Raw genomic sequence first — 23471 nt, 5'->3', positions numbered from 1 at the left:
AGCATTCCCGATTGGGGGCACAGGGCGCCGCGCGGGCGTCGCTGTACAACTACCAGCGTAATTCGAAGACTTCGAGAAGGCCCTGTGACAGGGCTCTGCGGGTGGCTTCGGTGGTGCGCACGGCGCACCCTACGGGGCCGTGCGCACGCTAGCGGCCACAATAGTCGCAGGTCGATGGTGATGGGCAGTTCTGCCTGGGCCGGCAGCGTTGTCGATGGGGATCGGAGGCCCGGAGCGATCAGGCGCTGCGGCGCTGATGCACGGCGTACTGCTCGTTGCCGTCGTCCCAGCCGGCCTCCCAGGCGGCGGCCAAGACTTCGGCGGGGTAGGGTTGCGCGTGCTGCGGCTGGCCGGTGAGTCCGGCCATGTAGCCTTGCTGGTAGGCCTTGTTCAGGCTTTCCAGGCTCCAGTCGTGGTTGTCTTCGGCGGGCGTCATGGCGGTTGGCCGATGAAGGTTTCCCGACAGGCTAGCCCGCGCCAGAGCCAGTGGCGCACCGCTGGTCCGAACCGAACGGTCAAGGTGGCGGATTTGTGACGGACTACCGCTGTCTGCGACAGTCCGTCACCTAGGTGCCTGATTTCAAATGTCGATACCGAGAATGCTGGCCTGGTAGGCGGCGACGAACCCGTCGAAATCGCCATTCTCTGCACGCTCCAGCTCGGCCTGAGCCGCCAACGAGTCGCGCGCCATGCGTTCGAAGGTCTGCTCCTCGGCCGCGCTCAGCGGTTGCTCGCGCAGGGTCGCGGCGTGGGCCGCGCTCTGCCGCAGGGCGAAATCGCGGAAGCGCTCGCCGCGTGCCTGCAGTTCGGCCAGCACCCGCGCCGACGGCGTCAGGCTGGGATCTTCGACCTTGCGCTGCTGCAGTCCCAGCGCGGCCTGGTAGGCGTCGCCGCCGTGGGCGCGGTCGAGCAGGGCGGCGATCGGCGCGAAGGCCTCGAGCAGTTCGCCGGCCCAGGCGCGCAGTTCGATCTGCTCCGCGCCGCGCTGCAGCTGCAGGCCGGGACGGCGTCCCTCCTTGACCGTCTTGAGGAAATTGTCGGTGCAGCCGCGACATTCGCCGCCGCCCAGCAGCGGGCTGTCGGACAGGGCGCAGAACAGGATGAAGGCGTCGAGGAAGCGCGCCTGGTTCAGGTCGATGCCCAGCGGCAGGTAGGGGTTGATGTCCAGGCAGCGCACTTCCACGTACTGCACGCCGCGGCTCATCAGCGCCTGGATCGGCCGCTCGCCGGAGCGGGTGACGCGCTTCGGACGGATGCTCGAGTAGTACTCGTTTTCGATCTGGATGACGTTGGTGTTGAGCTGCAGCCACTCGCCGTTGGCGTCCTTGGTGCCGATCTCGGCATAGGCCGGATAAGGCGTGGCAACTGCGCGGCGCAGGCTCTCGGTGTAGCTGGCCAGGTCGTTGTAGCAGGGCGTCAGGCCTTCCTGGGCGCTGCTCTGGTAGCCCAGGTCGCTCATGCGCAGGCTGGTGGCATGAGGCAGATAGAGAGTGTCCGCATCGAGCTGCTGCAGCCGGTGCGGACGGCCACGCAGGAAGCTGGCATCCAGCGCCGGCGAGGCGCCGAACAGGTACATCAGCAGCCAGCTGTAGCGGCGGAAGTTGCGGATCAGTGCGATGTAGGCGGCGGACTGGTAGTCGCGTGCGCTCTGGCTATCGCCATCCAGTCGCTGCAGTAGCGGCCAGACCGCCTCCGGCAGGCTGAAGTTGTAGTGAATGCCGGCAATGCACTGCATGGTCTTGCCATAGCGCAGGGCGAGGCCCTGGCGGTACACGTACTTGAGGCGACCGATGTTGGAGCTGCCGTAGCGGGCGATGGGGATGTCCGCTTCCTCGGGCAGCAGGCCCGGCATCGACGGGCTCCACAGGTACTCGCCATCCAGGCGGCTGGCGGCGAAGCGGTGAATGCGTTCGAGGTCGGCCAGGGTGTCGGCCGGGTTCGGCTCGGCCGGGGTGATGAACTCCAGCAGCGCTTCGGAATAGTCGGTGGTGATCTGTTCGTGAGTCAGCGCCGAGCCCAGGGTCTGCGGGTGCGACGTCTGCGCCAGCCGGCCATCGGCCGTCACACGCAGGGTCTCGCGCTCGATGCCGTGCAGGCACTGGGTGAGCAGGGACAGGTGGGCGGCATCGCCGAGCAGGGCCAGGCGGCGGTTGAGGAGATCGCTCAAGATTCTTTTCCTTCACTCGACGGTCGCCCCTATATGGGGATGGGGCCGCCACACTGCAAGTCGGGTTGCGGACGGACGCTGTCGCCTGGCCGGAAGGGGAGGATGCGCCGAGCGAGGGGCTCGGTGCAATCCTGTGCTGTTCGGGGGCTTGCCTGCGCCGCGAGGCAGTCGTGACGGAAGCCCGCGTGGAGCAGGGCCTGAACCTGCCGCCCTCTCGCATAAGCGAGGTCGGGAGCAAGCGAGCCGTGCCTGCCGAGAGCGGCTACAGCCCCGCCGGCGCCAAGGCCGGCGGCGTCCTTATTTGCAGATGAACGTGGCCTGGGCCGTGGCGATCAGCTTGTCGCCCTGTTCCACCTTGGCCTCCAGCACATGCACCTTGCGCCCACCGTTGAGTACGCGGGCGTGGCAGACCACCTCGCCGGACTCGACGCCGCGGATGTAGTTGACCTTGCACTCCAGGGTCATGCTGCCGGCCTCGCCGCCGAACAGGCTGTGGCTGGCCTGGCCGAGGGCGGTGTCGATCAGCGAGTAGAGCGCGCCGCCGTGCATGCGCCCGTGCAGGTTGAGCATCTGCTCCTGCATGTCCATGCGCAGCTCGGATTCACCGTTCTCGGCACGCAGGATGCGGATGCCGAGCAGGCGGCTGAAGTTGCTTTGCTTGCCGACGGGCGCGTCACTCACGACTCATTTCCTCAGCTGCTTGGCGTTGGCGAACAGCGAGGCCATGGCCGCGTTGGCCGGCGCCGGCTTGTCCTGGCTGGAGTGGCGCTCGGCGCGCGGCTGGTTGCCGCGATGGCCACCACGGGATTGCCCGCCGCGCGGGCCATCGACCTTCTCGCCAGGGGTGTCGCTCATGCGCATGGTCAGGCCGACGCGGTTACGCGGGATGTCCACTTCCATGACTTTCACCTTGACGATGTCGCCGGCCTTGACGACCTCGTAGGGGGCTTTGACGAACTTCTCCGACAGCGCGCTGATGTGCACCAGACCGTCCTGGTGTACGCCGATATCGACGAAGGCGCCGAAGTTGGTGACGTTGGTCACCACGCCTTCGAGGATCATGCCCGGCTGCAGGTCCTTGAGGCTCTCGACGCCTTCTTGGAACTCGGCGGTCTTGAATTCCGGGCGCGGGTCGCGGCCGGGCTTGTCCAGTTCCTTGAGAATGTCGGTGACGGTCGGCAGGCCGAAGGTTTCGTCGGTGAAGCGCTTGGGATCGAGGCTGCGCAGGAAGCTGGAGTCGCCCAGTAGCGAGCGCACATCGCGGCCGGTGTCGGCGGCGATGCGTTGCACCAGCGGGTAGGTCTCCGGGTGCACTGCGGAGGCGTCCAGCGGGTTGTCGCCGTTCATCACGCGCAAGAAGCCGGCGGCCTGTTCGAAGGTCTTCTCGCCCAGGCGCGGCACCTGCTTGAGGTCGGCGCGGCTCTTGAACGCGCCGTTGGCGTCGCGGAAGGCCACGATGTTGCCGGCCAGGGTGCTGTTGAGGCCGGAGATGCGCGCCAGCAGGGCGGCGGAGGCGGTGTTCACATCCACCCCGACGGCATTCACGCAGTCCTCGACCACCGCGTCCAGCGAGCGCGCCAATTTCAGCTGCGACACGTCGTGCTGGTACTGGCCGACGCCGATGGATTTCGGGTCGATCTTCACCAGCTCGGCCAGCGGGTCCTGCAGGCGGCGGGCGATGCTGACTGCGCCGCGCAGCGACACGTCCATGTCCGGGAATTCGCGGGCGGCCAGCTCGGAGGCGGAGTACACCGAGGCGCCGGCCTCGGAGACCATCACCTTGGTCAGCTTGAGCGCCGGCAGCTTCTTGATCAGGTCGATGGCCAGCTTGTCGGTCTCGCGGCTGGCGGTGCCGTTGCCGATCGAGATCAGGTCTACCGCGTGCTTGGCGCACAGCTTGGCGAGTATCGCCAGGGTGCCGTCCCAGTCGTTGCGCGGCGCGTGCGGGTAGACGGTGGCGGTTTCCAGCACCTTGCCGGTGGCGTCGACCACGGCCACCTTGCAGCCGGTACGCAGGCCCGGGTCCAGCGCCAGGGTGGCGCGCGGTCCGGCCGGGGCCGCCAGCAGCAGGTCGTGCAGGTTGCGGGCGAACACGGTGATCGCCTCGTCTTCGGCCTTCTCGCGCAGCTCGCCGAGCAGGTCGGTTTCCAGATGGGTATACAGCTTGACCTTCCAGGTCCAGCGCACCACTTCGCCCAGCCACTTGTCGGCGGCGCGGCCGCGCTGCTCGATGCCGAAGCGCTCGGCGATCATCAGTTCGCACGGGTGCAGGGTGCCGGGCGCTTCGTCGCCGACCTTGAGACTGGCGCCGAGGATGCCCTCGTTGCGGCCGCGGAAGATCGCCAATGCGCGGTGCGACGGCACGCCCTTGAGCGCCTCGTCGTGCTCGAAATAGTCGCTGAACTTGGCGCCTTCGGTTTCTTTGCCGGCAACCACGCGGGCGCTGAGGGTGGCCTCGTTCTTCAGGAAGGAACGCAGCGTGTCGAGCAGGCTGGCGTCCTCGGCGAAGCGCTCCATGAGGATGTACTTGGCGCCTTCCAGCACGGCCTTGATATCGGCGAAGCCCTTCTCGGCATCGACGAAGCGCGCTGCCTCGGCTTCCGGGTTCAGGCTCGGATCATTGAACAGGCCGTCGGCCAGCTCGCCGAGGCCGGCTTCCAGGGCGATCTGGCCCTTGGTGCGGCGCTTCTGCTTGTACGGCAGGTAGAGGTCTTCGAGGCGGGTCTTGGTGTCGGCCTCGTCGATCTCGCGCTTGAGTTCGGGCGTCAGCTTGCCCTGTTCCTCGATGCTGGCGAGGATCGCGGCGCGGCGCTCGTCCATCTCGCGCAGGTAGCGCAGGCGCTCTTCCAGGTGGCGCAGCTGGGTGTCGTCCAGGCTGCCGGTGACTTCCTTCCGGTAGCGGGCGATGAAGGGCACGGTGGAGCCTTCGTCGAGCAGGGCCACGGCGGCGGCGACCTGTTGCGGGAGGACACCGAGCTCGGCGGCGATACGCTTGTTGATGCTATCCATGAACACACTACCTGACAGAAAAACCACGCCGACTGGCCGACGCGAAAGCGCCGCATTATAAACACCGAGGCGGAAAGCCTTGGGAACCGTTCAGGGAAAAATCTGCTAACAATGGCCAAGCCGCGGCGCATCGGCGCTGGGCGATAATGCGCCGCCACTCGCACAGGAGAGAACATGAGCACCGAAGGCGAAAAGATCCTCATCGTCGACGACGACCCCGGCCTACGCCGCCTGCTGGAACGCTTCCTCAGCGAGCAGGGTTATCGCGTGCGCGCGGTGGAGAACGTCGAGCAGATGGACCGCCTGCTGGCCCGCGAACTGTTCCAGCTGCTGGTGCTCGACCTGATGCTGCCGGGCGAGGACGGCCTATCCGCCTGCCGCCGCCTGCGCGAGGCGAACAACCAGATGCCGATCATCATGCTCACCGCCAAGGGCGACGAGGCCAGCCGCATCCAGGGCCTGGAGGGCGGCGCCGACGACTACCTGGCCAAGCCGTTCAACCCGCGCGAGCTGCTGGCGCGGATCAAGGCCGTGCTACGCCGTCAGGCGCCAGTAGTGCCGGGCGCCCCGGCCAGCGCGGACGAGACCGTCAGCTTCGGCGACTACGAGCTGTCCCTGGCGACCCGCGAGCTGAAGAGGGGCGACGAGGTACACATGCTCACCACTGGCGAGTTCGCCGTGCTCAAGGCCCTGGTCCAGCACGCCCGCGAACCGCTGACCCGCGACAAGCTGATGAACCTGGCGCGCGGCCGCGAGTGGGACGCGCTGGAGCGCTCCATCGACGTGCAGATTTCCCGCCTGCGCCGGCTGATCGAGCCGGACCCGTCCAAGCCGCGCTATATCCAGACCGTCTGGGGCGTGGGTTACGTCTTCGTGCCGGACGGCAGCAAGTGATGTGCGCCGGCGCGTGCCGTTGATCCGCAGCCTGTGGGTGCTCCTGCTCACGGGGCTGAGCAGTTTGGCGCTGCTGGCCCTCTACGGGTTCGGCCACGAGCTGGCTTTACAGCAGGGCCGCCCGCTGCGCGGTGGCGTGGCCTGGGGCCTGCTGGCCGGCGCGTTGCAGCTGTGCTGGTTCCCGCTGTTGATGCTGCTGCAGAACACCGGTGCGCTGCTCTGGCCCGTGCGGCGCCTGCAATTGGCCCTCGGCGCCATGGCCCTGTTCGTTCTTCCCTTGCTGGTGCTCGCGCCGCCTTGGGCAGATTGGAGTCACCCCTACCGTTCGGCCTATTTGCTGTTCTGCGCTGCCGCGGGCATTGCGCTGTCATACGCAGGTCAGTCCGTTCTCCCGCATTGGTGCGCTCGCCGCTCCGGCGACCGCTACATGGCGACATAAATGAAAACCCCTCGCTGGTTCCCGCAAAGCTTCTTCGCCCGCACCTTGTGGCTGGTGCTCGTCGTCGTGCTGTTCTCCAAGGCGCTGACCCTGGTGTACCTGATGATGAACGAGGACATGCTGGTCGACCGCCAGTACAGCCACGGCGCGGCGCTGACCCTGCGCGCCTACTGGGCGGCGGACCCGGAGGACCGCGCGCAGATCGCCGAGGCGGCGACCCTGACCCGGGTGGCGCGCGAGCAGGTGCCGGCGACCGAGCAGCACTGGCCCTATTCCGAGGTGTTCCTGCGCCAGATGCAGTCCGAGCTGGGCCCGGACACCGAGGTGCGCGTGCGGGTGCAAAGCCCGCCGGCCCTCTGGGTGCGCGCGCCCAGCCTGGGCGACGACTGGCTGAAGGTGCCGCTCTACCCCTATCCGCTGCGCGGGCAGAAGATCTGGAGCGTGCTCGGCTGGTTCCTCGGCATCGGTCTGCTCTCCACCGCGGCGGCGTGGATCTTCGTCACCCAGTTGAACGCGCCGCTCAAGCGCCTGGTGTTCGCTGCCCGCCAGTTCGGTCAGGGGCGCAGCGTGCGCCTGCCGGTGAGCGACACGCCCAGCGAGATGACCGAGGTGTACCGCGCCTTCAACCAGATGGCCGAGGACATCGAGCAGGGCGCCCGCGAGCGCGAGCTGATGCTGGCCGGCGTCTCCCATGACCTGCGCACGCCGCTGACGCGCCTGCGCCTGTCGCTGGAGATGCTCGGCGGCGACGCCGAGATGACCGAGGACATGATCCGCGACATCGAGCACATGGACACCATCCTCGACCAGTTCCTCGCCTTCATCCGCGATGGCCGCGACGAGCGCTCGGAGCTCTGCGACCTGGGCGAGCTGGTGCGCGAGGTGGTCGCGCCGTACAACCAGCACAGCGAGCAGGTGCGCCTGTACCTGGAGCAGCTGCCAGCCTTCCCGCTGCGCCGGGTCTCGATCAAGCGCCTGCTGGTGAACCTGCTGGAAAACGCCCTGCGCTACGGTGGCCAGAGCGTGGAGGTGGTGACCAATCTGGCCGGCGACGAGAGCGCGCCCTACGTGGTGCTCAGCGTGCTCGACCGTGGCCCCGGCATCGCCGCCTCGGAGATGGGCGAGATCTTCAACCCGTTCATCCGTGGCGATCGCGCCCGTGGCGGCAAGGGCACCGGGCTCGGCCTGGCCATCGTCAAGCGCATCGCCGCGCTGCACGGCGGCAGCGTCGAGCTGCGCAACCGCTCGGGTGGCGGCCTGGAGGCGCGCATCTGTCTGCCGCTGGGGCTGTTGCTGCCGCGCGACGCCAACTGAGCGGGCGGCGCCTCAGCCCCTGCCCTTGGTGCGGGTCTGGCCGGGGATGGCGTTCTTCTCCAGGTACTGCACGATGATGCCGGCCACGTCCTTGCCGGTGGTGGTCTCGATGCCTTCCAGGCCGGGCGAGGAGTTCACCTCCATCACCAGCGGGCCGTGATTGGAGCGCAGGATGTCGACGCCGGCCACCGACAGGCCCATGACCTTGGCCGCGCGGATGGCGGTCATGCGTTCTTCCGGGGTGATCTTGATCAGGCTGGCCTGGCCGCCGCGGTGCAGGTTGGAGCGGAACTCGCCGGGCTTGGCCTGGCGCTTCATCGCCGCGATGACCTTGTCGCCGACCACGAAGCAGCGGATGTCGGCGCCGCCGGCCTCCTTGATGTATTCCTGCACCATGATGTTCTGCTTCAGGCCCATGAAGGCCTCGATCACCGACTCCGCAGCCTTTTCGGTTTCGCACAGCACCACGCCGATGCCTTGGGTGCCTTCCAGCACCTTGATCACCAGCGGCGCGCCGTTGACCATGCGGATCAGGTCGGGGATGTCGTCAGGCGAGTGGGCGAAGCCGGTGACCGGCAGGCCGATGCCCTTGCGCGACAGCAGCTGCAGCGAGCGCAGTTTGTCCCGCGAGCGGCTGATCGCTACCGACTCGTTGAGCGGCGCCACGCCCTGCATTTCGAACTGGCGCAGCACGGCGCAGCCGTAGAAGGTCACGGAGGCGCCGATGCGCGGGATCACCGCGTCGAAGCCCTCCAGCGGCCTGCCGCGGTAGTGGATCTGCGGCTTGTGACTGGCGATGTTCATGTAGGCGCGCAGGGTGTCGATCACCACCATCTCGTGGCCGCGCTGCTCGCCGGCCTCCACCAGGCGACGGGTCGAATACAGGCGCGGATTGCGCGACAGGATGGCGATCTTCATGGGGCACCGAGAGGGCTGGGGAGCTGCGGTTTGTCTTGCACGTAGGTGAGCGCCGGGTTGACCACCAGCTGGCCGTCGACCAGGGCGTGGGCGCCGAGCAGCACGCGGTAGCGCATGGTCTTGCGGCAGGCCAGGGTGAAGTCCACCGGCCAGCTGCGATCACCCAGGGTGAGCAGGGTGCTGATCACGTAGCGGGTCTGGGCCTGGCCGTTGGAGCTCTTGATGGTCTTCACCGTCACCACCTTGGCCTCGCATGGGTGGCGGCGCTGCACCAGGGTGCCGAAGTGGGCGGTGAAGCGCACCCAGCGTTCACCGTCGCGCTCGAACGGGACGATGTCGCTGGCGTGCAGGGTCGAGGTGCTGGCGCCGGTGTCGATCTTCGCGCGCAGGCCGATCATGCCGAGCTCCGGCAGGTTGATCCATTCGCGCAGGCCGATCACGGAGAGTTGGTCGAAAGTCTTCAATACGGGCTTCCACAGGCGATGGAGGCATTCTAGATGCGCCATGTGACAACTGCATCAGGCAAGATTCACAGGGTGATTCACCTACTTCCTGGAACGGCGATGAGCGAGAAAGACGACGACAAGGTACGCCTGGACAAATGGCTATGGGCCGCGCGCTTCTACAAGACCCGGGCGCTGGCCAAGGAGGCCATCGAGGGCGGCAAGGTGCATTGCCGCGGCGAGCGCTGCAAACCCGGCAAGGAGCCGAAGGTGGGCGACGAATTCGTGATCCGCGCGGGCTTCGACGAACGGACCGTGGTGGTGCGGGCGCTCTCTACCGTGCGCCGCGGCGCGCCGGAGGCGCAGCTGCTGTATGAAGAGACGCCCGACAGCATCTCCCGGCGCGAGGAAGCCGCCGCGCAGCGCAAGGCCGGCGCCCTGGGCGTGCAGACCGACGGCCGGCCGAACAAGAAGCAGCGCCGGCAGCTGCTCGGCCTGCGCGGCGGCGACTGAGGCCGGCCGGTCGCCTACCGGCGGGCGTGGTTTGCGCCGGGGGCGCGGCAGCCTCTAGAATTCGACTCATCCCCCGGCCAGCAACGCGGCGCCCTTTTCCCGGCGTCGGCGGCCCGTCATCCCTCTTCGTCAGGCGATCTCCATGCACGATTTCGATCACTCCCAGCGTTTTCTCTTCGACGACAACGACGTCCGCGGCGAGATGGTCAGCCTCGCCGAGAGCTACCAGCACGTACTGGCCAAGCATCCCTATCCGCAGCCGGTGGCCCAGCTGCTCGGCGAGACGCTCGCCGCCGCCGCGCTGCTGGTCGGTACTCTGAAGTTCGAGGGGCTGCTGGTGCTGCAGATCCGCTCCTCCGGCCCGGTGCCGCTGGTGATGATCGAGTGCTCCAGCGAGCGCGAAGTGCGCGGCATTGCCCGCTACGATGCCGAGGCGGTCGATGCCGGCGCCGGCCTGCGCGAGCTGATGCCCGATGGCGTCCTGGCGCTGACCATCGACCCCGCCAAGGGCCAGCGCTACCAGGGCATCGTCGAGCTGGAGGGCGAGACCCTGGCCGACAGCCTGACCGCCTACTTCGCCACTTCCGAGCAGCTGCCGACGCGCTTCTGGCTGCGTGCCGACGGCCAACGCGCCCGCGGTCTGCTGCTGCAACAGCTGCCGCCGCACCACCAGACCGAGCCGGAAGATCGCCAGGAGAGCTGGAATCACTTGGTGACCCTGGCCGACACCCTGAGCGCCGAAGAGCTGCTGGGGCTGGACAACCAGACCGTGCTGCACCGTCTCTACCATCAGGAAGAGGTGCGCCTGTTCGAACCGAGCCCGCTGCAGTTCCGCTGCAGCTGCTCGCGCGAACGCTCGGCGCGCGCGCTGGTCAGTATCGGGCAGGCTGATGCCGAGGCGCTTGTTGAAGAGAGTGGCGGTCAGGTCGAGATCGACTGCCAGTTCTGCAACCAGCGCTATTTCTTCGATGCCAGCGACGTGGCCCAGCTGTTCGCCACCGGCGACAGCCAGGCGCCATCCGCGACCCGGCATTGATCATAGGCCTGCTCTATTGACAGCCATAGTGGATGGGAGGCTGCCAAGGGCCTGGCTTTTCTGGCATACTCCCGCGACTTTTTTATCGCTGTAGTGAATTTTTACATTCACTACACAAACGTTCGGAAGACTCGGCCACGGCCGACGGGGACCCACATGACGCAAGCCAACACCGCCGTTTACACCGACATCAGCGCCGCCCAACTGGTCGAAGAGGCCATCCGCCGCGGCGAGGGTGAACTGGCCGCCAACGGCTCTCTGGTAGTTCGCACCGGTCACCGTACCGGTCGCTCGCCGGCCGATCGCTTCATCGTCCAGGAGCCGAGCACCGAGTCCAAGATCGCCTGGGGCAACATCAACCGTCCGTTCCCCGCGGACAAGTTCGATGCCCTGTGGGCCCGTGTCGAGGCGTTCAATGCCGGCCAGGACCATTTCGTTTCCCACGTGCACGTCGGCTCCGCCGCCGAGCACTACCTGCCGGTCAAGATGACCACCCAGACCGCCTGGCAGAACCTGTTCGGCCGTTGCCTGTTCATCAAACCGGAAAACTACAACCCGGCCGCCAAGGCCGAGTGGCAGATCCTCAACGTCGCCAACTTCGAGTGCGTGCCCGAGCGCGACGGCACCAACTCCGACGGCTGCGTGATCATCAACTTCGCCCAGAAGAAGGTGCTGCTGGCGGGCATGCGCTACGCCGGCGAGATGAAGAAAGCCATGTTCTCCGTGCAGAACTTCCTGCTGCCGGAAGTCGACGTGCTGCCGATGCACTGCGCCGCCAACATCGGTGAAGAGGGCGACGTGACCCTGTTCTTCGGCCTGTCCGGCACCGGCAAGACCACCCTGTCCGCCGACCCGAGCCGTTACCTGATCGGTGACGACGAGCACGGCTGGGGCGAGGGCGTGGTGTTCAACATCGAGGGTGGCTGCTACGCCAAGTGCATCGACCTGTCCGAGAAGAACGAGCCGGTGATCTGGAAAGCCATCCAGTTCGGCGCCGTGCTGGAAAACGTGGTGCTCGACGACAATCGCGTCCCGGACTACGCCGACGACAGCCTGACCCAGAACAGCCGGGCGGCCTATCCGCTGGAGCTGGTCGAGAAGCGCTCCGAGAAGAACCTCGGCGGCGAGCCGAACGCCGTGATCTTCCTGACCTGCGACCTGACCGGCGTACTGCCGCCCGTGTCGATCCTCAGCGAAGAGCAGGCTGCCTATCACTTCCTGTCCGGTTACACCGCGCTGGTCGGTTCCACCGAGATGGGCAGCGGCGGCGGCATCAAGTCGACCTTCTCCACCTGCTTCGGCGCGCCGTTCTTCCCGCGTCCGGCCGGTGAGTACGCCGAGCTGCTGATCAAGCGTATCCGCGGCTTCAACTCCAAGGTCTACCTGGTCAACACCGGCTGGACCGGCGGCGGCTACGGTGTCGGCAAGCGCTTCAACATCCCGACCACCCGTGGCGTGATCGCTGCCATCCAGAGCGGCGCTCTGGTCGGCGCCGAGACCGAGCACCTGCCGATCATCAACCTGGACGTGCCGAAGGCCGTTCCGGGCGTCGAGACCAACCTGCTCAACCCGCGCAACACCTGGGCCGACGGCAACGCCTACGACGAAGCCGCCAAGGGCCTGGCCCAGCAGTTCGTCGACAACTTCAAGAAGTTCGACGTCTCCGACGCCATCCGCAACGCCGGCCCGCAGCTCTAAGCGCCCAGGCCCACGAAAAAGCCGCCCGAGGGCGGCTTTTTTCATGCCTGTCCGCCGGACGGCTCAGGCATAGGTTGCGACGTAGGGCTCCGGCCTGGCCGGATCGGTCTCGGGCCGCTCGGGGCGGCTGGCAATGTCGGCGATGTTCTGCGCCCGGTCGTTACGCGTCTTCAGCTCACTCAGCTCGGCAGCGTTCTCCAACGGGCTCGGCTGGCTGTCGACTTCGCCTTCGCTGGCCACCGCCAGGTAGGTCTCGATCTGCCGTTGCTGAGTGTTGGCGCTATAGATCTGCGCGGCGGCGTCGCGTTTGCCGGCCTGGCTCAGTTCGCGGCTTTGCTGGCGCTCGTCGACTCGGTCGGATGCGGCGTCCACGGCTTTGTTCACCTGTTCGGGATTGGCCGGGCCGTACTTGTTGATGACCTGAGTGGAGAGCGGCAGATTACCGCTGTACCCGTTGATCTGCATGGCGGTTCGGTCTCCTGCGGTTGCCTGAATTCACTCTAATCCGGCGGTGCTGCGGCATTAGATTGATTGGCGATAGCCGTCTCGCTGCGCGTCGGGCTGCAGCGCCTAGTCGATCACCTCGGCGCCCTGGATGGTCAGCTCCGGCAACGCGGCGGGCATGGGGCAGACCTGCAGATACTTGATGCTTTCCCGCGGGATCATCAGCAGGTCGCCGTCCACCTCGATGCTGACGAACGGCGACTCCAGCTGCTTGCGCAGGGCGCGCGCCACCGCAGCCGGGTCTTCGAGCTGCTTGGGAAAGCGCAGCGCCAGGCGCTGGCCATCCTGGAAATATATGTAGAGATGCTTGAGTGGCTTCATGGGGCTCCTCCCTGGGCGCCCCGCGGGCGACCCTAGCTGCGGTCGGCCAGAACGCCGATCAGGAAGAAGACTAGTAGCAGGACGGGCGACAGGGTGAAGTTGTTGAAGTAGCCCAGCCCCTTGGCCAGCCAGGGCGTGAGGAAGACGATGGCCAGGCCGTAGCCGACGGCGCAGACCAGCACGAAGATCAGCGTGCGCAGGACGAAGTTGAGGCCGCCGATGGAGCGCTGCACCCAGGCGTTGATGCCCGGCCCGAACAGCACGAAGAGGGTGGCCATGATGGCCAGCGAGATGTCGTACAGGTTGCCGCGGCACCAGCGCGAGAGGGTGGCGATCAGGTCGAGTACGAGATCCATCGGGTGTCCTTGTCGTGGTGGTTGGGCGCAGGGAGTTTACCGTCTGCCGTTCCGCTGTGGGAGCGACTGGCTGGCATTCCGTTTCACCGCGACGATGGCGCGAAGGGCGTCGCGGCCAAGGGTCAGGGCAGGAAGTGCTGCAGCAGGTCGTTGAGGAACAGCTGGCCTTCGCGCGTGGCGACCAGCCGTGTGGGATCGGACTTGAGCAACTGGCGCGCCTCGGCCTCGCGGCGCGCCGCATCCAGGCTGGTCAGCGGCAGGCCGGTGCGCTGCTCGAACAGCGCGGCCGGCGCGCCCTCGGTCAGGCGCAGCACGTTCATGAGGAACTCGAAGGGCAGCTCTTCGGCATCCAGCACACGCTCGCCGGCCTGGAAGGTCTTGCTCGTATCCAGGTAGTCCTTGGGCAGGCGGGTCTTCCAGGTGCGCAGGATCCGTCCGTCCGGTGCGCTCAGCTTGGCGTGGGCGCCGGCACCGATGCCGAGGAAGTCGCCGAAGGTCCAGTAATTAAGGTTGTGCCGCGCCGCCTTGCCGGCCTGGGCGTAGGCGGAGACCTCGTACTGCCCGTAGCCCTCGGCGGCCAGCAGGGCCTGGCCGGCTTCCTGGATATCCCACAGCAGGTCATCCTCGGGCAGCTGCGGCGGCTGGCTCCAGAACACCGTGTTCGGCTCCATGGTCAGCTGGTACCAGGACAGGTGCGTCGGGCCCTGGGCGATGGCGGTGCGCAGGTCGAACAGGGCGTCCTCGATGCTCTGCTCCGGCAGGCCGTGCATCAGGTCGAGGTTGAAGTTGTCGAAGCCGGCGGCGCGCGCCATATCGGCGGCGCGGATCGCCTCGTTGCCGTCGTGAATGCGGCCCAGCGCCTTGAGTTTGGCCTCCTGGAAACTCTGCACGCCGATCGACAGGCGATTGATGCCCAGGCTGCGGTAGTCGCGGAACTTGGCCTGCTCGAAGGTGCCGGGGTTGGCCTCCAGGGTGATCTCGATGTCGCCGGCAAATGGCACGCGGCGCTGCACGCCCTCCAGCAGCCGGCCGAGGGCCTTGGCCGAGAACAGGCTGGGCGTGCCGCCGCCGAAGAAGATCGAGGTCAGCTCACGGCCGTGGGTGTGCGCCTGATCGGCTTCGAGATCGGCGAGCAGGGCGTCGACGTACTCCTCTTCCGGCAGGCTCGGGCCGGCGGCGTGGGAGTTGAAGTCGCAGTAGGGGCATTTGCGCACGCACCACGGGATGTGGATGTAGAGCGCGAGTGGCGGCAGCTGGAAGCCACCGCCGGGCGAGGTGTTCATTGCAGACCCAGGCGCTGCTTGAGCAGGGCCATGGCGCGGGCGCGATGGCTGATGCGGTTCTTCTCGTCGCTGGCCAGTTCGGCGCTGGAGCAGTCGCGCTCCGGCACCCAGAACAGCGGGTCGTAGCCGAAGCCCTCGGCGCCACGGGCCTCGCGCAGGATGCTGCCGTGCCACAGGCCCTCGCAGATGATCGGCAGCGGGTCGTCGGCGTGGCGCACCAGGGCCAGGGCGCAGACGAACTGGGCGCCGCGCTCGGCGTCCGCCACGTCCTTCAGCGCATCGAGCAGCTTGGCGTTGTTGGCCGCATCCCCCTGGCCGTCGGCATAGCGTGCCGAGTAGATGCCCGGCGCGCCGCCGAGGAAGTCCACCGCCAGGCCGGAGTCGTCGGCCAGTGCCGGCAGGCCGGACACGCGGGCGGCGTTGCGCGCCTTGAGGATGGCGTTCTCGACGAAGGACAGGCCGGTCTCTTCCGGCTCGATGCTGGAGAACTCGCCCACCGAGCGCACGCGCACGTGTTCGCCGAGCATGGCCTGGAGTTCCTTGAGCTTGCCGGCGTTGTGGCTGGCCAGTACGAGTTCTTTGAAGGGCATGGTCATTCGTCCGGGAACACTTCCTGGTTGAAGGTGAGGGTGTGCGGTGCGCCGTCGCCGATCTGCACGTCGATGCTGAAGGTCAGCACCTCGCGCTGGCGCAGCGGGAATTCGGCCAGGTAGTACACGGCGCCGCTCTCCAGCACCTGCCTGAACTGCAGGGGCGTGGTCTGGCCGAGCAGGTTCTTCAGGGTGCCGTCGACCTTGGCCGGCTGGCCCTTGCCGCCCTTGAGCACGGCGACGTTGAGCACGCCGACGGTCTTGCTGCGGGTCAGGCCGGCGGCCGCGGCCACATCCGGTTGCAGGAAGCTGGAGTTGAAGGTGCTGTAGTGCACGTCCAGCTCGCCGAAGGTCTGCTTGCGTTCGGCGAGCGCAGGCAGGGCGAAGAGCAGGCAGAAGATGAGCGATGCGATGCGGCGCATGAGAGATCCTCGGGATTAGACGGCAGGGGCCAGGCCGGACCCGCTGATGCGATAGATGCCGATCTCACCCAACAGGTTAGGCCAGAGTCGGCTGCCCAGGTTGTGCCGGTGCTCGTGGTCCACCGCCAGGCGCTCCTCCACCTTCGCGCCCTGTTCCAGGCACAGGCGCTCGAAGTCCTCGAAGGTGCAGAAGTGGATGTTCGGCGTGTTGTACCAGGTGTAGGGCAGGAAGTCCGACACCGGCATGCGGCCCTTGGTGGTCAGGTACCAGCGGCAGCGCCAGTGGCCGAAGTTGGGGAAGGTGATGATGCAGGTCTTGCCGACCCGCAGCATCTCCGCCAGGACCTTGTCCGGGTACTTCAGGGCCTGCAGCGACTGGGTCATCACCACCACATCGAAGCTGTCGTCGGCGAAGTTGCCCAGGCCCTCGTCGAGGTTCTGCTCGATGACGTTGACGCCGCGGCCGATGCACTTGGCGATCTTCTCGGGGTCGATCTCCAGGCCGTAGCCGCCGACCTGCTTGTGGTCGCGCAGGTGGGCCAGCAGTTCGCCGTCGCCACAGCCCAGGTCGAGCACGCGGCTGCCGGCCGGGATCCACTCCTGGATGATTTCCAGATCCGCTCGCATGCTTACACCTCGATCCGGTTCATGTAGGCGCTGAAGCCCTGCAGATAGCGCGGGATCGGCATGAGGAAGGCGTCGTGGCCCTGCGGCGCGTCGATCTCCAGGTAGCAGACGTTCTTCTTGGCGGCGAGCAGGGCATCGACGATCTCCCGCGAGCGCGCCGGCGAGAAGCGCCAGTCGGTGGTGAACGACATCAGGCAGAAGTCGGCCTTGGCCGCGTTCAGGGTCCTGGCCAGGTCGCCGCCGTGTGCGGCGGCCGGATCGAAGTAATCCAGCGCCTTGGTCATCAGCAGGTAGGTGTTGGCGTCGAAGCGTCCAGAGAATTCCTCGCCCTGGTAGCGCAGGTAGCTCTCGACCTGGAACTCGACGCTGTGGAAGTCGTAGTTGAGCTTGTCGGTCTTCAGCTCGCGGCCGAATTTCTCGCCCATGGCGTCATCGGACAGGTAAGTGATGTGGCCGACCATGCGCGCCAGCATCAGGCCGCGCTTGGGGGTCACGCCCTGCTCCTGGAAGTGGCCGCCATGGAATTCCGGGTCGGTGAGGATGGCCTGGCGGGCGACTTCGTTGAAGGCGATGTTTTGCGCCGACAGCTTGGGCGCCGAGGCGATGCACAGACAGTGCCGCACCCGCTCGGGATGGCCGATGGTCCATTGCAGGGCCTGCATGCCGCCGAGGCTGCCGCCGACCACCGCGGCCCACTGGCGGATGCCGAGCAGATCGGCCAGGCGCGCCTGGCTATTGACCCAGTCTTCCACCGTCATCACCGGGAAGTCGGCGCCGTATGGCTTGCCGCTGGCCGGGTTGAGGCTCGAGGGACCGGTGGAGCCGTTGCAGCCGCCGAGGTTGTTGAGGCTGACGACGAAGAACTTGTTGGTGTCGATCGGCTTGCCGGGGCCGATGCAGCTGTCCCACCAGCCGGGCTTGCGCTCCTCGGCACTGTGGAAGCCGGCGGCGTGGTGATGGCCGGAGAGGGCGTGGCAGATCAGCACCGCGTTGCTGGCCGAGGCGTTGAGCGTGCCGTAGGTCTCGTAGACCAGCTGGTAGTCGGCCAGGCTGCGGCCGCAGACCAGCGCCAGCGGCTCGCTGAAGCGGGCCACTTGCGGCACGACCAAACCTACGGAGTCGGCGGGAAAAACAGTCGGCATCGACCCTGCTCTCGATCCAGGAAAGTGCAGCAGTCTAAAGAGCACGGCCCCCGGCAGCAAGCGCGGGGGCCGTGCTCAAGTCCCTGAATTCAGGGGCTTTAGGCGGGGTCGGCGGCGCTCTGTTGGCGCGGTGCGGCGGGCAGGGTGACGACCTTGCCCTGGCGCTGGATGGGCGCCGGCCGGCGCAGCGCGCGGAGCATTTCGTTGGCCTGGGTCAGCTGGCCTTCCAGCTGGGTGCAGTAGCCGGCCAGCTGCTGGCCGCGCTGGCGCGCCTGCTGGGTCTCCTGGGCCAGGGACTTGAGGCGCAGCATGTGGGTCTCGAGCATCTGCTTGTGCTCGAGGGTGTGCTGCATCAGCGGCATCAGCGCCTCGCCGGACCACTGTTCGGCCTCGGCGCGCAGGCGCTGGTGCAGGCCGATGACTTCCTGCACCAGGGTGGCGAAGAAGCGGCGGGTGAGGCTGCGCTGCTCGGTGAGTAGGGTCTTCAGGTTGAGGCGGAAATGGTCGGCCTTGGTGCGCAGCTGTTTCAGTTCGCGCAGGTAGCGCTGGCTGTTGAACTGCGGTGCGTCCACGCCGTGCAACGGGTTTTCCTCGTTGTGCCGGCGGTAGATGGCGGAGACCATCTTGTTGGCCATCTCGGCCTCGTGGGCCAGGTTGCCGAGGTCGTGCTCCACGCTCTTGAAGAAATGCACGATGGCGTGGTTGATGCCCAGGGTGGTCCAGCTGCCGGTCAGCCCGCGGCGGGCCTGGGTCAGGTGCTCCTCCAGGCGCTCCGGGCGCACGGCCGCGCGCAGCAGGTCGCCCTGGCGCTTGAGCAGGCGCTGGTTGGTCTTCAGGCCGAGCAGGCGCTTGTGGTGCAGGGCGTGGTCCTGCTTGGTCTTGGCGGTCAGCTCGAACAGCAGCTGGCCGTTGTCGTGCTGGTGGCCGTTGAGCAGGTTCTGCTGCTCGCGCACCTTCTCCAGGCGCAGGCTGAGCACGTGCTGGCTGTTGTTGACCAGCGCCAGCACCTGGTTGACCACGCGCTCCTCGAGCAGGCGCTCCTTCTGCGCGACGATGCGCTCGCACAGCAGACGCTCCAGGTCTGCTAGGCGGCTGCGCTCGAGCAGTTCCTCGTCGCTGCGCACCTTGGCGATCAGCGCCTGCTTGGCCGACAGCGGCAGCACGCTGGAACCGGGGATGCCCAGCTGCTTGGCCGCGGTGTTCTGCACCAGGCCGATGGCCTTGTTGACGAATTCCTCGCCGGCCAGGTCGTCCCACAGCACGTCGACCTTGTTGAGCACGGCGAACAGGCTGGCCTGGGTGTCCTCGTCGAGCTGGCGGATGTGTTCCTTCCAGATGGCCATGTCGCTGGCCGTCACGCCGGTGTCGGCGGCCAGCAGGAAGATGATCGCCTGGGCGCTGGGCAGCATCGACAGGGTCAGTTCCGGCTCGCTGCCGAGCGCGTTGAGGCCGGGCGTGTCGAGGATGCGCAGGCCCTGGCGCAGCAGCGGGTGGTCGAAGTTGACGATGGCGTGGCGCCAGGCCGGCACCAGCACCTGGCCGGGCTTGCCGGACGGCTCGAGCATGTCCGGCAGGAAGCCGAGCTGGATCGCCTGCTCCACCGGCATCGGCTTGGTCTTGGCCACCTGGGCGAAGGCCAGGGCCATGTTGTTCGGGTCGCTCGGGTCGAGCGGGATGTTCACCCAGTGCCGCGGAATGCGCTTGAACTGCGCCACGCTGGCGTCGGTGGTGCGCGTCTCGATGGGCAGCAGGCGGATGTAGGAGCGCTCCGAGCGCGGGTCGAAGAACAGCTCGGTGGGGCACATGGTGGTGCGCCCGGCCTGGGACGGCAGCATGCGCTGGCCGTATTCGGAGAAGAACAGGGCGTTGATCAGCTCGGTCTTGCCGCGGGAGAACTCACCGACGAAGGCCAGGGTGATGTGGTCGGTACGCAGCAGACGCAGGGCGCGTTCCAGGCGCGCGTCCATGGCGTCGGAGCCGAGCCGGTTGTGCGCCAGCCAGCTGCGGTAGCGGGTGATCTCGCGCATCAGCTCGCGCTTCCAGGCGACGTAGGCATCCACCTGCTGGCTGAGACGTTCCATGCTCATTCCGAGACTCCTCCGGTTCGTGCTGGCTTCGAAAGAAACGCACAACGCTCCGTGCGGACCGTTCGCCGGAGATGCCCGCATTATGCGGGCGTCATCGCGGCCGTCAATCGAGGCGTCGCGGATCTGTGGCCGGGTGGCGATTCAGGAGGGGCGAACGGTCAGCCCGGGCAGACCGGGGAGCGTGCGCGGCGCGCGGATGCGCACGCGCTTCTGCCGGTTCAGCTCGCCGCTTTCCAGGCTGACCTGGCTCTTGGCGACACCGAAGGCGCCGGCCAGGAAGGCCTGCAGCTGGGCGTTGGCCTTGCCCTCCACCGGCGGTGCGGTGAGGCGGATCTTCAGGCGCTCACCGTGCAGCCCGGCGAACTCGTCGCGGCTCGCCTTGGGCTGCAGGTGACAGTTGAGGAGCAGGTCCTCGCCGTCCCAGCGGAACCAGCTCACATCAGCAGGCCGAGCACCGAGGGCATGTGGGTCATGGCGGCGAGGTTCTTCACCACCAGCATGTCGATCAGGTTGATCGCGATGAAGGCGAAGATCGGCGACAGGTCCAGGCCGCCCAGGCTGGGCAGCAGCTTGCGGATGGGCGTCAGCAGCGGCTCGCAGATCTGGTTCACCAGCTGCGCACCGGGGTTGTAGCTGCCCGGCGCGACCCAGGACAGGATCACGCTGATGATCAGGGCGAAGAAGAAGATCTTGAGGAACAGCGAGGTCACGCCGATCAGCGCCCACACCAGCAGCTGCAGCGGGTTGCCGGTGGTGCCGTAGGCCAGCAGCAGGGTCAGCGCCATGATCACCAGCTGCACCAGGATCGCCAGCAGCAGCGAGGCCAGGTCGAGGCCGCCGAAGCCGGGGACGATCCGGCGCAGCGGGCGCAGCAGCGGCTGGGTGGCTTTCACGGTGAACTGGCTGAGCGGGTTGTAGAAGTCGGCGCGTACCAGTTGCAGGACGAAGCGCAGCAGGACGATCAGCAGGTACATGCTGCCGAGGGTCTGCAGGATGTAGATGGCGGCGGTATCCAGTCCGTTCATCGATGAGGGTTCCTTATTGGCCCAGTTGTTCGGCGAGTTCGGCGGAGCGATCGGCGGCAGCATTCAGCGCCTGTTGCACCAGGGCTTCGAAGCCGCCCGCCTGGAAGGTCTTGATGGCGGCCTCGGTGGTGCCGTTCGGCGAGGTCACCCGGCGGCGCAGCTCGGCGGCATCGACATCGCTCTCGGTGGCCATGCGCGCGGCGCCGAGGGCGGTCTGCAGGGTCAGGCGCGCGGCCGTCTCGCGTGGCAGACCGAGCTGCTCGCCGGCGGCGGTCATGGCCTCGATCAGCAGGAAGAAATAGGCCGGGCCGCTGCCCGAGACGGCGGTGACGGCGTCGATCAGCGCTTCCTCGTCCAGCCACAGGGCCAGGCCGACCGCCGAGAGCAGCTGCTCGGCCTGGGCGCGCTGGGTCGCCGACACCTTGTCGTTCGCGTACAGGCCGCTCACACCCTGGCGTAGCAGGGCCGGGGTGTTGGGCATGCAGCGCACGATGGCCACCTCGCCGAGCCAGGCGCTCAGGCTGGCGCAGGTGATGCCGGCGGCGATGGAGACGATCAGCTGGCCGGGGCGCAGGCTGGGTGCCAGCGCCTGGCAGACGACCTTGAGCACCTGGGGCTTGGTGGCCAGTACCACCAGATCGGCCTCGGCGATGGCCTCGGCGTTGTGCTCGAACAGCTCGATGCCGTACTCGGCGGCCACCTTGGCACGTTGCTCGGCACCGGGGTCGCTGGCGCGGATGTGGCTGGCCGGGATGCCCTGGGCCAGCAGGCCGCCGATCAGGCTGGCGGCCATGTTGCCGGCGCCGATGAAGGCGATACGGGGGTGAGTCATCGTGGTGCTTCCTTATTAATGGGGCGAGCCGTAGTCACGGGCACCGAACAGGGCGGTGCCGATGCGTACCCAGGTGGCGCCTTCGGCGATGGCCGCTTCCAGGTCCTGGCTCATGCCCATGGACAGGGCGTCGAGATCCGCCTGCAGCGCATCGCGCAGCTGGCGCAGTCGCGCCAGGGGCACGCGCTGGGCCTGCGGGTCGTCGCTCGGTTCGGGGATTGTCATCAATCCGCGCAGGCGCAGTCGCGGCAGTTGTGTAACCGCCTGTGCCAGTGCCGGCAGCTCCTCCGGCGTGCAGCCGGACTTGCTGGCCTCGCCGCTGACGTTCACCTGCAGGCAGATGTTCAGCGGCGGCAGATGCGCGGGACGTTGCTCGGACAGGCGCTGGGCGATCTTCAGGCGGTCCACCGAATGCACCCAGTGGAAATGCTCGGCGATCGGCTTGGTCTTGTTCGACTGGATGGGCCCGATGAAGTGCCAGACGAGGTCCAGGTCGGCCAGTTCGGCCTGCTTGGCCAGGGCCTCCTGCAGGTAGTTCTCGCCGAAGTCGTGCTGGCCCGCGGCGTGCGCTTCGCGGATGGCGGCGGCCGGTTTGGTCTTGCTCACGGCAAGCAGCCCGACCGCCTCCGGATCGCGCTGCGAGGCTTGCGCCGCCTCACGGATACGCTCGCGAACCTTTGCAATATTCTCTGCTATCGTGGACATTACTTGCGCTCTATAGCCCGCCCGTCAGGGGTCTGCGGCATTCTACCCGCTTGCATTCGATTGGGGAGTCCCATGGATATTACCGAGCTGCTCGCCTTCAGCGCCAAGCAGGGCGCGTCGGACCTGCACCTCTCGGCGGGCCTGCCGCCGATGATTCGCGTCGATGGCGATGTTCGCCGGATCAACCTGCCGCCGATGGACCACAAACAGGTCCACGCGCTGATCTACGACATCATGAACGACAAGCAGCGCAAGGATTACGAGGAATTCCTCGAGACCGACTTCTCCTTCGAAGTGCCGGGCGTTGCGCGCTTCCGGGTCAACGCCTTCAACCAGAACCGCGGCGCCGGCGCCGTGTTCCGGACCATTCCCTCCAAGGTCCTGAGCATGGAAGACCTGGGCATGGGCGAGGTGTTCAAGAAGATCACCGACGTGCCGCGCGGCCTGGTGCTGGTGACCGGCCCGACCGGTTCGGGCAAGTCGACCACCCTGGCGGCGATGCTCGACTACCTGAACAACAACAAGTACCACCACATCCTCACCATCGAAGACCCGATCGAATTCGTTCACGAGTCGAAGAAGTGCCTGGTCAACCAGCGCGAGGTGCACCGCGACACCCACGGCTTCTCCGAGGCCCTGCGCTCGGCCCTGCGTGAAGACCCGGACATCATCCTGGTGGGTGAGATGCGCGACCTGGAAACCATCCGCCTGGCGCTGACCGCCGCGGAAACCGGTCACCTGGTGTTCGGCACCCTGCACACCACCTCCGCCGCCAAGACCATCGACCGCGTGGTCGACGTGTTCCCGGCCGAGGAAAAGTCCATGGTCCGCTCCATGCTCTCCGAGTCCCTGCAGGCGGTGATCTCGCAGACCCTGATGAAGAAGATCGGCGGCGGCCGCGTGGCGGCGCACGAGATCATGATCGGCACCCCGGCGATCCGTAACCTGATCCGCGAGGACAAGGTCGCGCAGATGTACTCGGCGATCCAGACCGGCGGCGCACTGGGCATGCAGACCCTCGACAGCTGTCTGAAGACCCTGCTGAGCAAGGGCCTGGTCAGCCGCGAAAGCGCGCGCGAGAAGGCCAAGACGCCGGAAAACTTCTAACGACAAGGCGGCATCAGCCGCCGCAGATGAATCACACGG

At 67.1% G+C, this 23471-nt stretch carries 26 protein-coding genes; 7 read left to right on the top strand and 19 right to left on the bottom strand.

Annotated features, from left to right (window positions below; translation table 11 throughout):
* Nucleotides 1-238: 238 nt before the first annotated feature.
* The 4 genes from rmf to NF616_RS04650 form a co-directional block, all read right to left on the bottom strand.
* Complete coding sequence (rmf, locus tag NF616_RS04665; protein WP_252271890.1) at nt 239-436, bottom strand: ribosome modulation factor; 198 nt, start codon at nt 434-436, stop codon at nt 239-241.
* 144 nt (nt 437-580) lie between these two features.
* Entirely contained in the window at nt 581-2167 is a 1587-nt protein-coding gene (gene gshA / locus NF616_RS04660) for a glutamate--cysteine ligase (RefSeq protein WP_252271889.1), read from the bottom strand.
* 297 nt (nt 2168-2464) lie between these two features.
* A complete protein-coding gene (locus NF616_RS04655) occupies nt 2465-2848 on the bottom strand; it encodes a PaaI family thioesterase (protein ID WP_192399110.1) in 384 nt (127 codons plus the stop codon).
* 3 nt (nt 2849-2851) lie between these two features.
* A complete protein-coding gene (locus tag NF616_RS04650) occupies nt 2852-5176 on the bottom strand; it encodes a Tex family protein (RefSeq protein WP_252271888.1) in 2325 nt (774 codons plus the stop codon).
* A 174-nt stretch (nt 5177-5350) separates the two neighbouring features.
* Between NF616_RS04650 and ompR the strand changes: the two genes are divergently transcribed.
* The 3 genes from ompR to NF616_RS04635 are packed head-to-tail and all read left to right on the top strand — an operon-like array spanning nt 5351 to nt 7823.
* Nucleotides 5351-6070: an osmolarity response regulator transcription factor OmpR gene (ompR, locus tag NF616_RS04645; RefSeq protein WP_252271887.1), complete on the top strand. Its 720-nt coding sequence runs from the start codon at nt 5351-5353 to the stop codon at nt 6068-6070.
* 19 nt (nt 6071-6089) lie between these two features.
* Complete coding sequence (locus tag NF616_RS04640; RefSeq protein ID WP_252271886.1) at nt 6090-6509, top strand: hypothetical protein; 420 nt, start codon at nt 6090-6092, stop codon at nt 6507-6509.
* A complete protein-coding gene (locus tag NF616_RS04635; RefSeq protein ID WP_252271885.1) occupies nt 6510-7823 on the top strand; it encodes an ATP-binding protein in 1314 nt (437 codons plus the stop codon).
* Nucleotides 7824-7835: 12 nt separating this feature from the next.
* Here the strand turns inward: NF616_RS04635 and rimK are convergent, their stop codons facing one another.
* A complete protein-coding gene (gene rimK / locus NF616_RS04630; protein ID WP_252271884.1) occupies nt 7836-8741 on the bottom strand; it encodes a 30S ribosomal protein S6--L-glutamate ligase in 906 nt (301 codons plus the stop codon).
* On the bottom strand, nt 8738-9205 hold the full coding sequence (gene rimB / locus NF616_RS04625; RefSeq protein ID WP_286674910.1) for a retropepsin-like aspartic endopeptidase RimB: 468 nt from the start codon (nt 9203-9205) through the stop codon (nt 8738-8740). The genes rimK and rimB overlap by 4 nt, the downstream gene beginning before the upstream one ends.
* 99 nt (nt 9206-9304) lie before the next feature.
* Here rimB and NF616_RS04620 point away from each other — a divergent pair, with 99 nt between their 5' ends.
* The 3 genes from NF616_RS04620 to NF616_RS04610 all read left to right on the top strand — a co-directional run bounded on the left by NF616_RS04620 (nt 9305) and on the right by NF616_RS04610 (nt 12431).
* A complete protein-coding gene (locus NF616_RS04620) occupies nt 9305-9697 on the top strand; it encodes an RNA-binding S4 domain-containing protein (protein WP_252271883.1) in 393 nt (130 codons plus the stop codon).
* A 142-nt stretch (nt 9698-9839) separates the two neighbouring features.
* The gene (gene hslO, locus NF616_RS04615; protein WP_252271882.1) at nt 9840-10733 is read left to right on the top strand and encodes an Hsp33 family molecular chaperone HslO; all 894 of its coding nucleotides are present in this window, start codon (nt 9840-9842) and stop codon (nt 10731-10733) included.
* Between the two features lie 156 nt (nt 10734-10889).
* Nucleotides 10890-12431 carry a phosphoenolpyruvate carboxykinase gene (locus NF616_RS04610; protein WP_252271881.1) on the top strand — a complete coding sequence of 514 codons (1542 nt, stop codon included), beginning with the start codon at nt 10890-10892 and terminating at the stop codon, nt 12429-12431.
* 63 nt (nt 12432-12494) lie between these two features.
* Here NF616_RS04610 and NF616_RS04605 read toward each other — a convergent pair whose 3' ends face one another.
* The 13 genes from NF616_RS04605 to NF616_RS04545 form a co-directional block, all read right to left on the bottom strand.
* On the bottom strand, nt 12495-12896 hold the full coding sequence (locus NF616_RS04605; RefSeq protein WP_252271880.1) for a hypothetical protein: 402 nt from the start codon (nt 12894-12896) through the stop codon (nt 12495-12497).
* A 105-nt stretch (nt 12897-13001) separates the two neighbouring features.
* Nucleotides 13002-13256, bottom strand: coding sequence for a hypothetical protein (locus NF616_RS04600; protein WP_252271879.1), 255 nt, complete (start codon nt 13254-13256; stop codon nt 13002-13004).
* 32 nt (nt 13257-13288) lie between these two features.
* Nucleotides 13289-13612 carry a DUF3392 domain-containing protein gene (locus NF616_RS04595; protein ID WP_252271878.1) on the bottom strand — a complete coding sequence of 108 codons (324 nt, stop codon included), beginning with the start codon at nt 13610-13612 and terminating at the stop codon, nt 13289-13291.
* A 122-nt stretch (nt 13613-13734) separates the two neighbouring features.
* Entirely contained in the window at nt 13735-14895 is a 1161-nt protein-coding gene (hemW, locus tag NF616_RS04590; protein WP_252271877.1) for a radical SAM family heme chaperone HemW, read from the bottom strand.
* Nucleotides 14892-15485 (bottom strand): RdgB/HAM1 family non-canonical purine NTP pyrophosphatase, encoded by a 594-nt coding sequence (gene rdgB, locus NF616_RS04585; protein WP_252271876.1) that lies wholly within the window; start codon nt 15483-15485, stop codon nt 14892-14894. The genes hemW and rdgB overlap by 4 nt, the downstream gene beginning before the upstream one ends.
* 2 nt (nt 15486-15487) lie before the next feature.
* Nucleotides 15488-15907 (bottom strand): DUF4426 domain-containing protein, encoded by a 420-nt coding sequence (locus NF616_RS04580; RefSeq protein ID WP_252271875.1) that lies wholly within the window; start codon nt 15905-15907, stop codon nt 15488-15490.
* A gap of 15 nt (nt 15908-15922) precedes the next feature.
* Nucleotides 15923-16534, bottom strand: coding sequence for a methionine biosynthesis protein MetW (metW, locus tag NF616_RS04575; protein ID WP_252271874.1), 612 nt, complete (start codon nt 16532-16534; stop codon nt 15923-15925).
* Between the two features lie 2 nt (nt 16535-16536).
* Nucleotides 16537-17676, bottom strand: coding sequence for a homoserine O-succinyltransferase MetX (metX, locus tag NF616_RS04570; RefSeq protein ID WP_252271873.1), 1140 nt, complete (start codon nt 17674-17676; stop codon nt 16537-16539).
* A gap of 98 nt (nt 17677-17774) precedes the next feature.
* Nucleotides 17775-19763 (bottom strand): dynamin family protein, encoded by a 1989-nt coding sequence (locus NF616_RS04565; RefSeq protein WP_252271872.1) that lies wholly within the window; start codon nt 19761-19763, stop codon nt 17775-17777.
* A 141-nt stretch (nt 19764-19904) separates the two neighbouring features.
* Nucleotides 19905-20201 carry a DUF167 domain-containing protein gene (locus NF616_RS04560; protein WP_252271871.1) on the bottom strand — a complete coding sequence of 99 codons (297 nt, stop codon included), beginning with the start codon at nt 20199-20201 and terminating at the stop codon, nt 19905-19907.
* The gene (locus NF616_RS04555; RefSeq protein WP_252271870.1) at nt 20198-20788 is read right to left on the bottom strand and encodes a YggT family protein; all 591 of its coding nucleotides are present in this window, start codon (nt 20786-20788) and stop codon (nt 20198-20200) included. The genes NF616_RS04560 and NF616_RS04555 overlap by 4 nt, the downstream gene beginning before the upstream one ends.
* Before the next feature lie 13 nt (nt 20789-20801).
* The gene (gene proC, locus NF616_RS04550) at nt 20802-21620 is read right to left on the bottom strand and encodes a pyrroline-5-carboxylate reductase (protein WP_252271869.1); all 819 of its coding nucleotides are present in this window, start codon (nt 21618-21620) and stop codon (nt 20802-20804) included.
* A gap of 15 nt (nt 21621-21635) precedes the next feature.
* A complete protein-coding gene (locus tag NF616_RS04545) occupies nt 21636-22325 on the bottom strand; it encodes a YggS family pyridoxal phosphate-dependent enzyme (protein WP_252271868.1) in 690 nt (229 codons plus the stop codon).
* 72 nt (nt 22326-22397) lie between these two features.
* Here NF616_RS04545 and NF616_RS04540 point away from each other — a divergent pair, with 72 nt between their 5' ends.
* Entirely contained in the window at nt 22398-23432 is a 1035-nt protein-coding gene (locus tag NF616_RS04540; protein WP_252271867.1) for a type IV pilus twitching motility protein PilT, read from the top strand.
* The last annotated feature ends 39 nt before the right edge of the window (nt 23433-23471 follow it).

It is taken from the genome of Pseudomonas subflava (assembly GCF_023823685.1).
Taxonomy (GTDB): Bacteria; Pseudomonadota; Gammaproteobacteria; order Pseudomonadales; family Pseudomonadaceae; genus Aquipseudomonas; species Aquipseudomonas subflava.
The sequence above is the reverse complement of the archived record's forward strand: the minus strand, read 5'-3'. Positions and strand labels throughout refer to the sequence as shown.

What these genes read in the sequence shown, in the direction of transcription:
- rmf (WP_252271890.1), bottom strand. Translation starts at nt 436, where the DNA reads ATGACGCCCGCCGAAGACAACCACGACTGGAGCCTGGAAAGCCTGAAC.
- NF616_RS04650 (WP_252271888.1), bottom strand. Translation starts at nt 5,176, where the DNA reads ATGGATAGCATCAACAAGCGTATCGCCGCCGAGCTCGGTGTCCTCCCG.
- ompR (WP_252271887.1), top strand. Translation starts at nt 5,351, where the DNA reads ATGAGCACCGAAGGCGAAAAGATCCTCATCGTCGACGACGACCCCGGC.
- NF616_RS04635 (WP_252271885.1), top strand. Translation starts at nt 6,510, where the DNA reads ATGAAAACCCCTCGCTGGTTCCCGCAAAGCTTCTTCGCCCGCACCTTG.
- rimK (WP_252271884.1), bottom strand. Translation starts at nt 8,741, where the DNA reads ATGAAGATCGCCATCCTGTCGCGCAATCCGCGCCTGTATTCGACCCGT.
- NF616_RS04620 (WP_252271883.1), top strand. Translation starts at nt 9,305, where the DNA reads ATGAGCGAGAAAGACGACGACAAGGTACGCCTGGACAAATGGCTATGG.
- hslO (WP_252271882.1), top strand. Translation starts at nt 9,840, where the DNA reads ATGCACGATTTCGATCACTCCCAGCGTTTTCTCTTCGACGACAACGAC.
- NF616_RS04610 (WP_252271881.1), top strand. Translation starts at nt 10,890, where the DNA reads ATGACGCAAGCCAACACCGCCGTTTACACCGACATCAGCGCCGCCCAA.
- NF616_RS04605 (WP_252271880.1), bottom strand. Translation starts at nt 12,896, where the DNA reads ATGCAGATCAACGGGTACAGCGGTAATCTGCCGCTCTCCACTCAGGTC.
- NF616_RS04600 (WP_252271879.1), bottom strand. Translation starts at nt 13,256, where the DNA reads ATGAAGCCACTCAAGCATCTCTACATATATTTCCAGGATGGCCAGCGC.
- NF616_RS04595 (WP_252271878.1), bottom strand. Translation starts at nt 13,612, where the DNA reads ATGGATCTCGTACTCGACCTGATCGCCACCCTCTCGCGCTGGTGCCGC.
- hemW (WP_252271877.1), bottom strand. Translation starts at nt 14,895, where the DNA reads ATGAACACCTCGCCCGGCGGTGGCTTCCAGCTGCCGCCACTCGCGCTC.
- rdgB (WP_252271876.1), bottom strand. Translation starts at nt 15,485, where the DNA reads ATGCCCTTCAAAGAACTCGTACTGGCCAGCCACAACGCCGGCAAGCTC.
- NF616_RS04580 (WP_252271875.1), bottom strand. Translation starts at nt 15,907, where the DNA reads ATGCGCCGCATCGCATCGCTCATCTTCTGCCTGCTCTTCGCCCTGCCT.
- metW (WP_252271874.1), bottom strand. Translation starts at nt 16,534, where the DNA reads ATGCGAGCGGATCTGGAAATCATCCAGGAGTGGATCCCGGCCGGCAGC.
- metX (WP_252271873.1), bottom strand. Translation starts at nt 17,676, where the DNA reads ATGCCGACTGTTTTTCCCGCCGACTCCGTAGGTTTGGTCGTGCCGCAA.
- NF616_RS04565 (WP_252271872.1), bottom strand. Translation starts at nt 19,763, where the DNA reads ATGAGCATGGAACGTCTCAGCCAGCAGGTGGATGCCTACGTCGCCTGG.
- NF616_RS04555 (WP_252271870.1), bottom strand. Translation starts at nt 20,788, where the DNA reads ATGAACGGACTGGATACCGCCGCCATCTACATCCTGCAGACCCTCGGC.
- proC (WP_252271869.1), bottom strand. Translation starts at nt 21,620, where the DNA reads ATGACTCACCCCCGTATCGCCTTCATCGGCGCCGGCAACATGGCCGCC.
- NF616_RS04545 (WP_252271868.1), bottom strand. Translation starts at nt 22,325, where the DNA reads ATGTCCACGATAGCAGAGAATATTGCAAAGGTTCGCGAGCGTATCCGT.
- NF616_RS04540 (WP_252271867.1), top strand. Translation starts at nt 22,398, where the DNA reads ATGGATATTACCGAGCTGCTCGCCTTCAGCGCCAAGCAGGGCGCGTCG.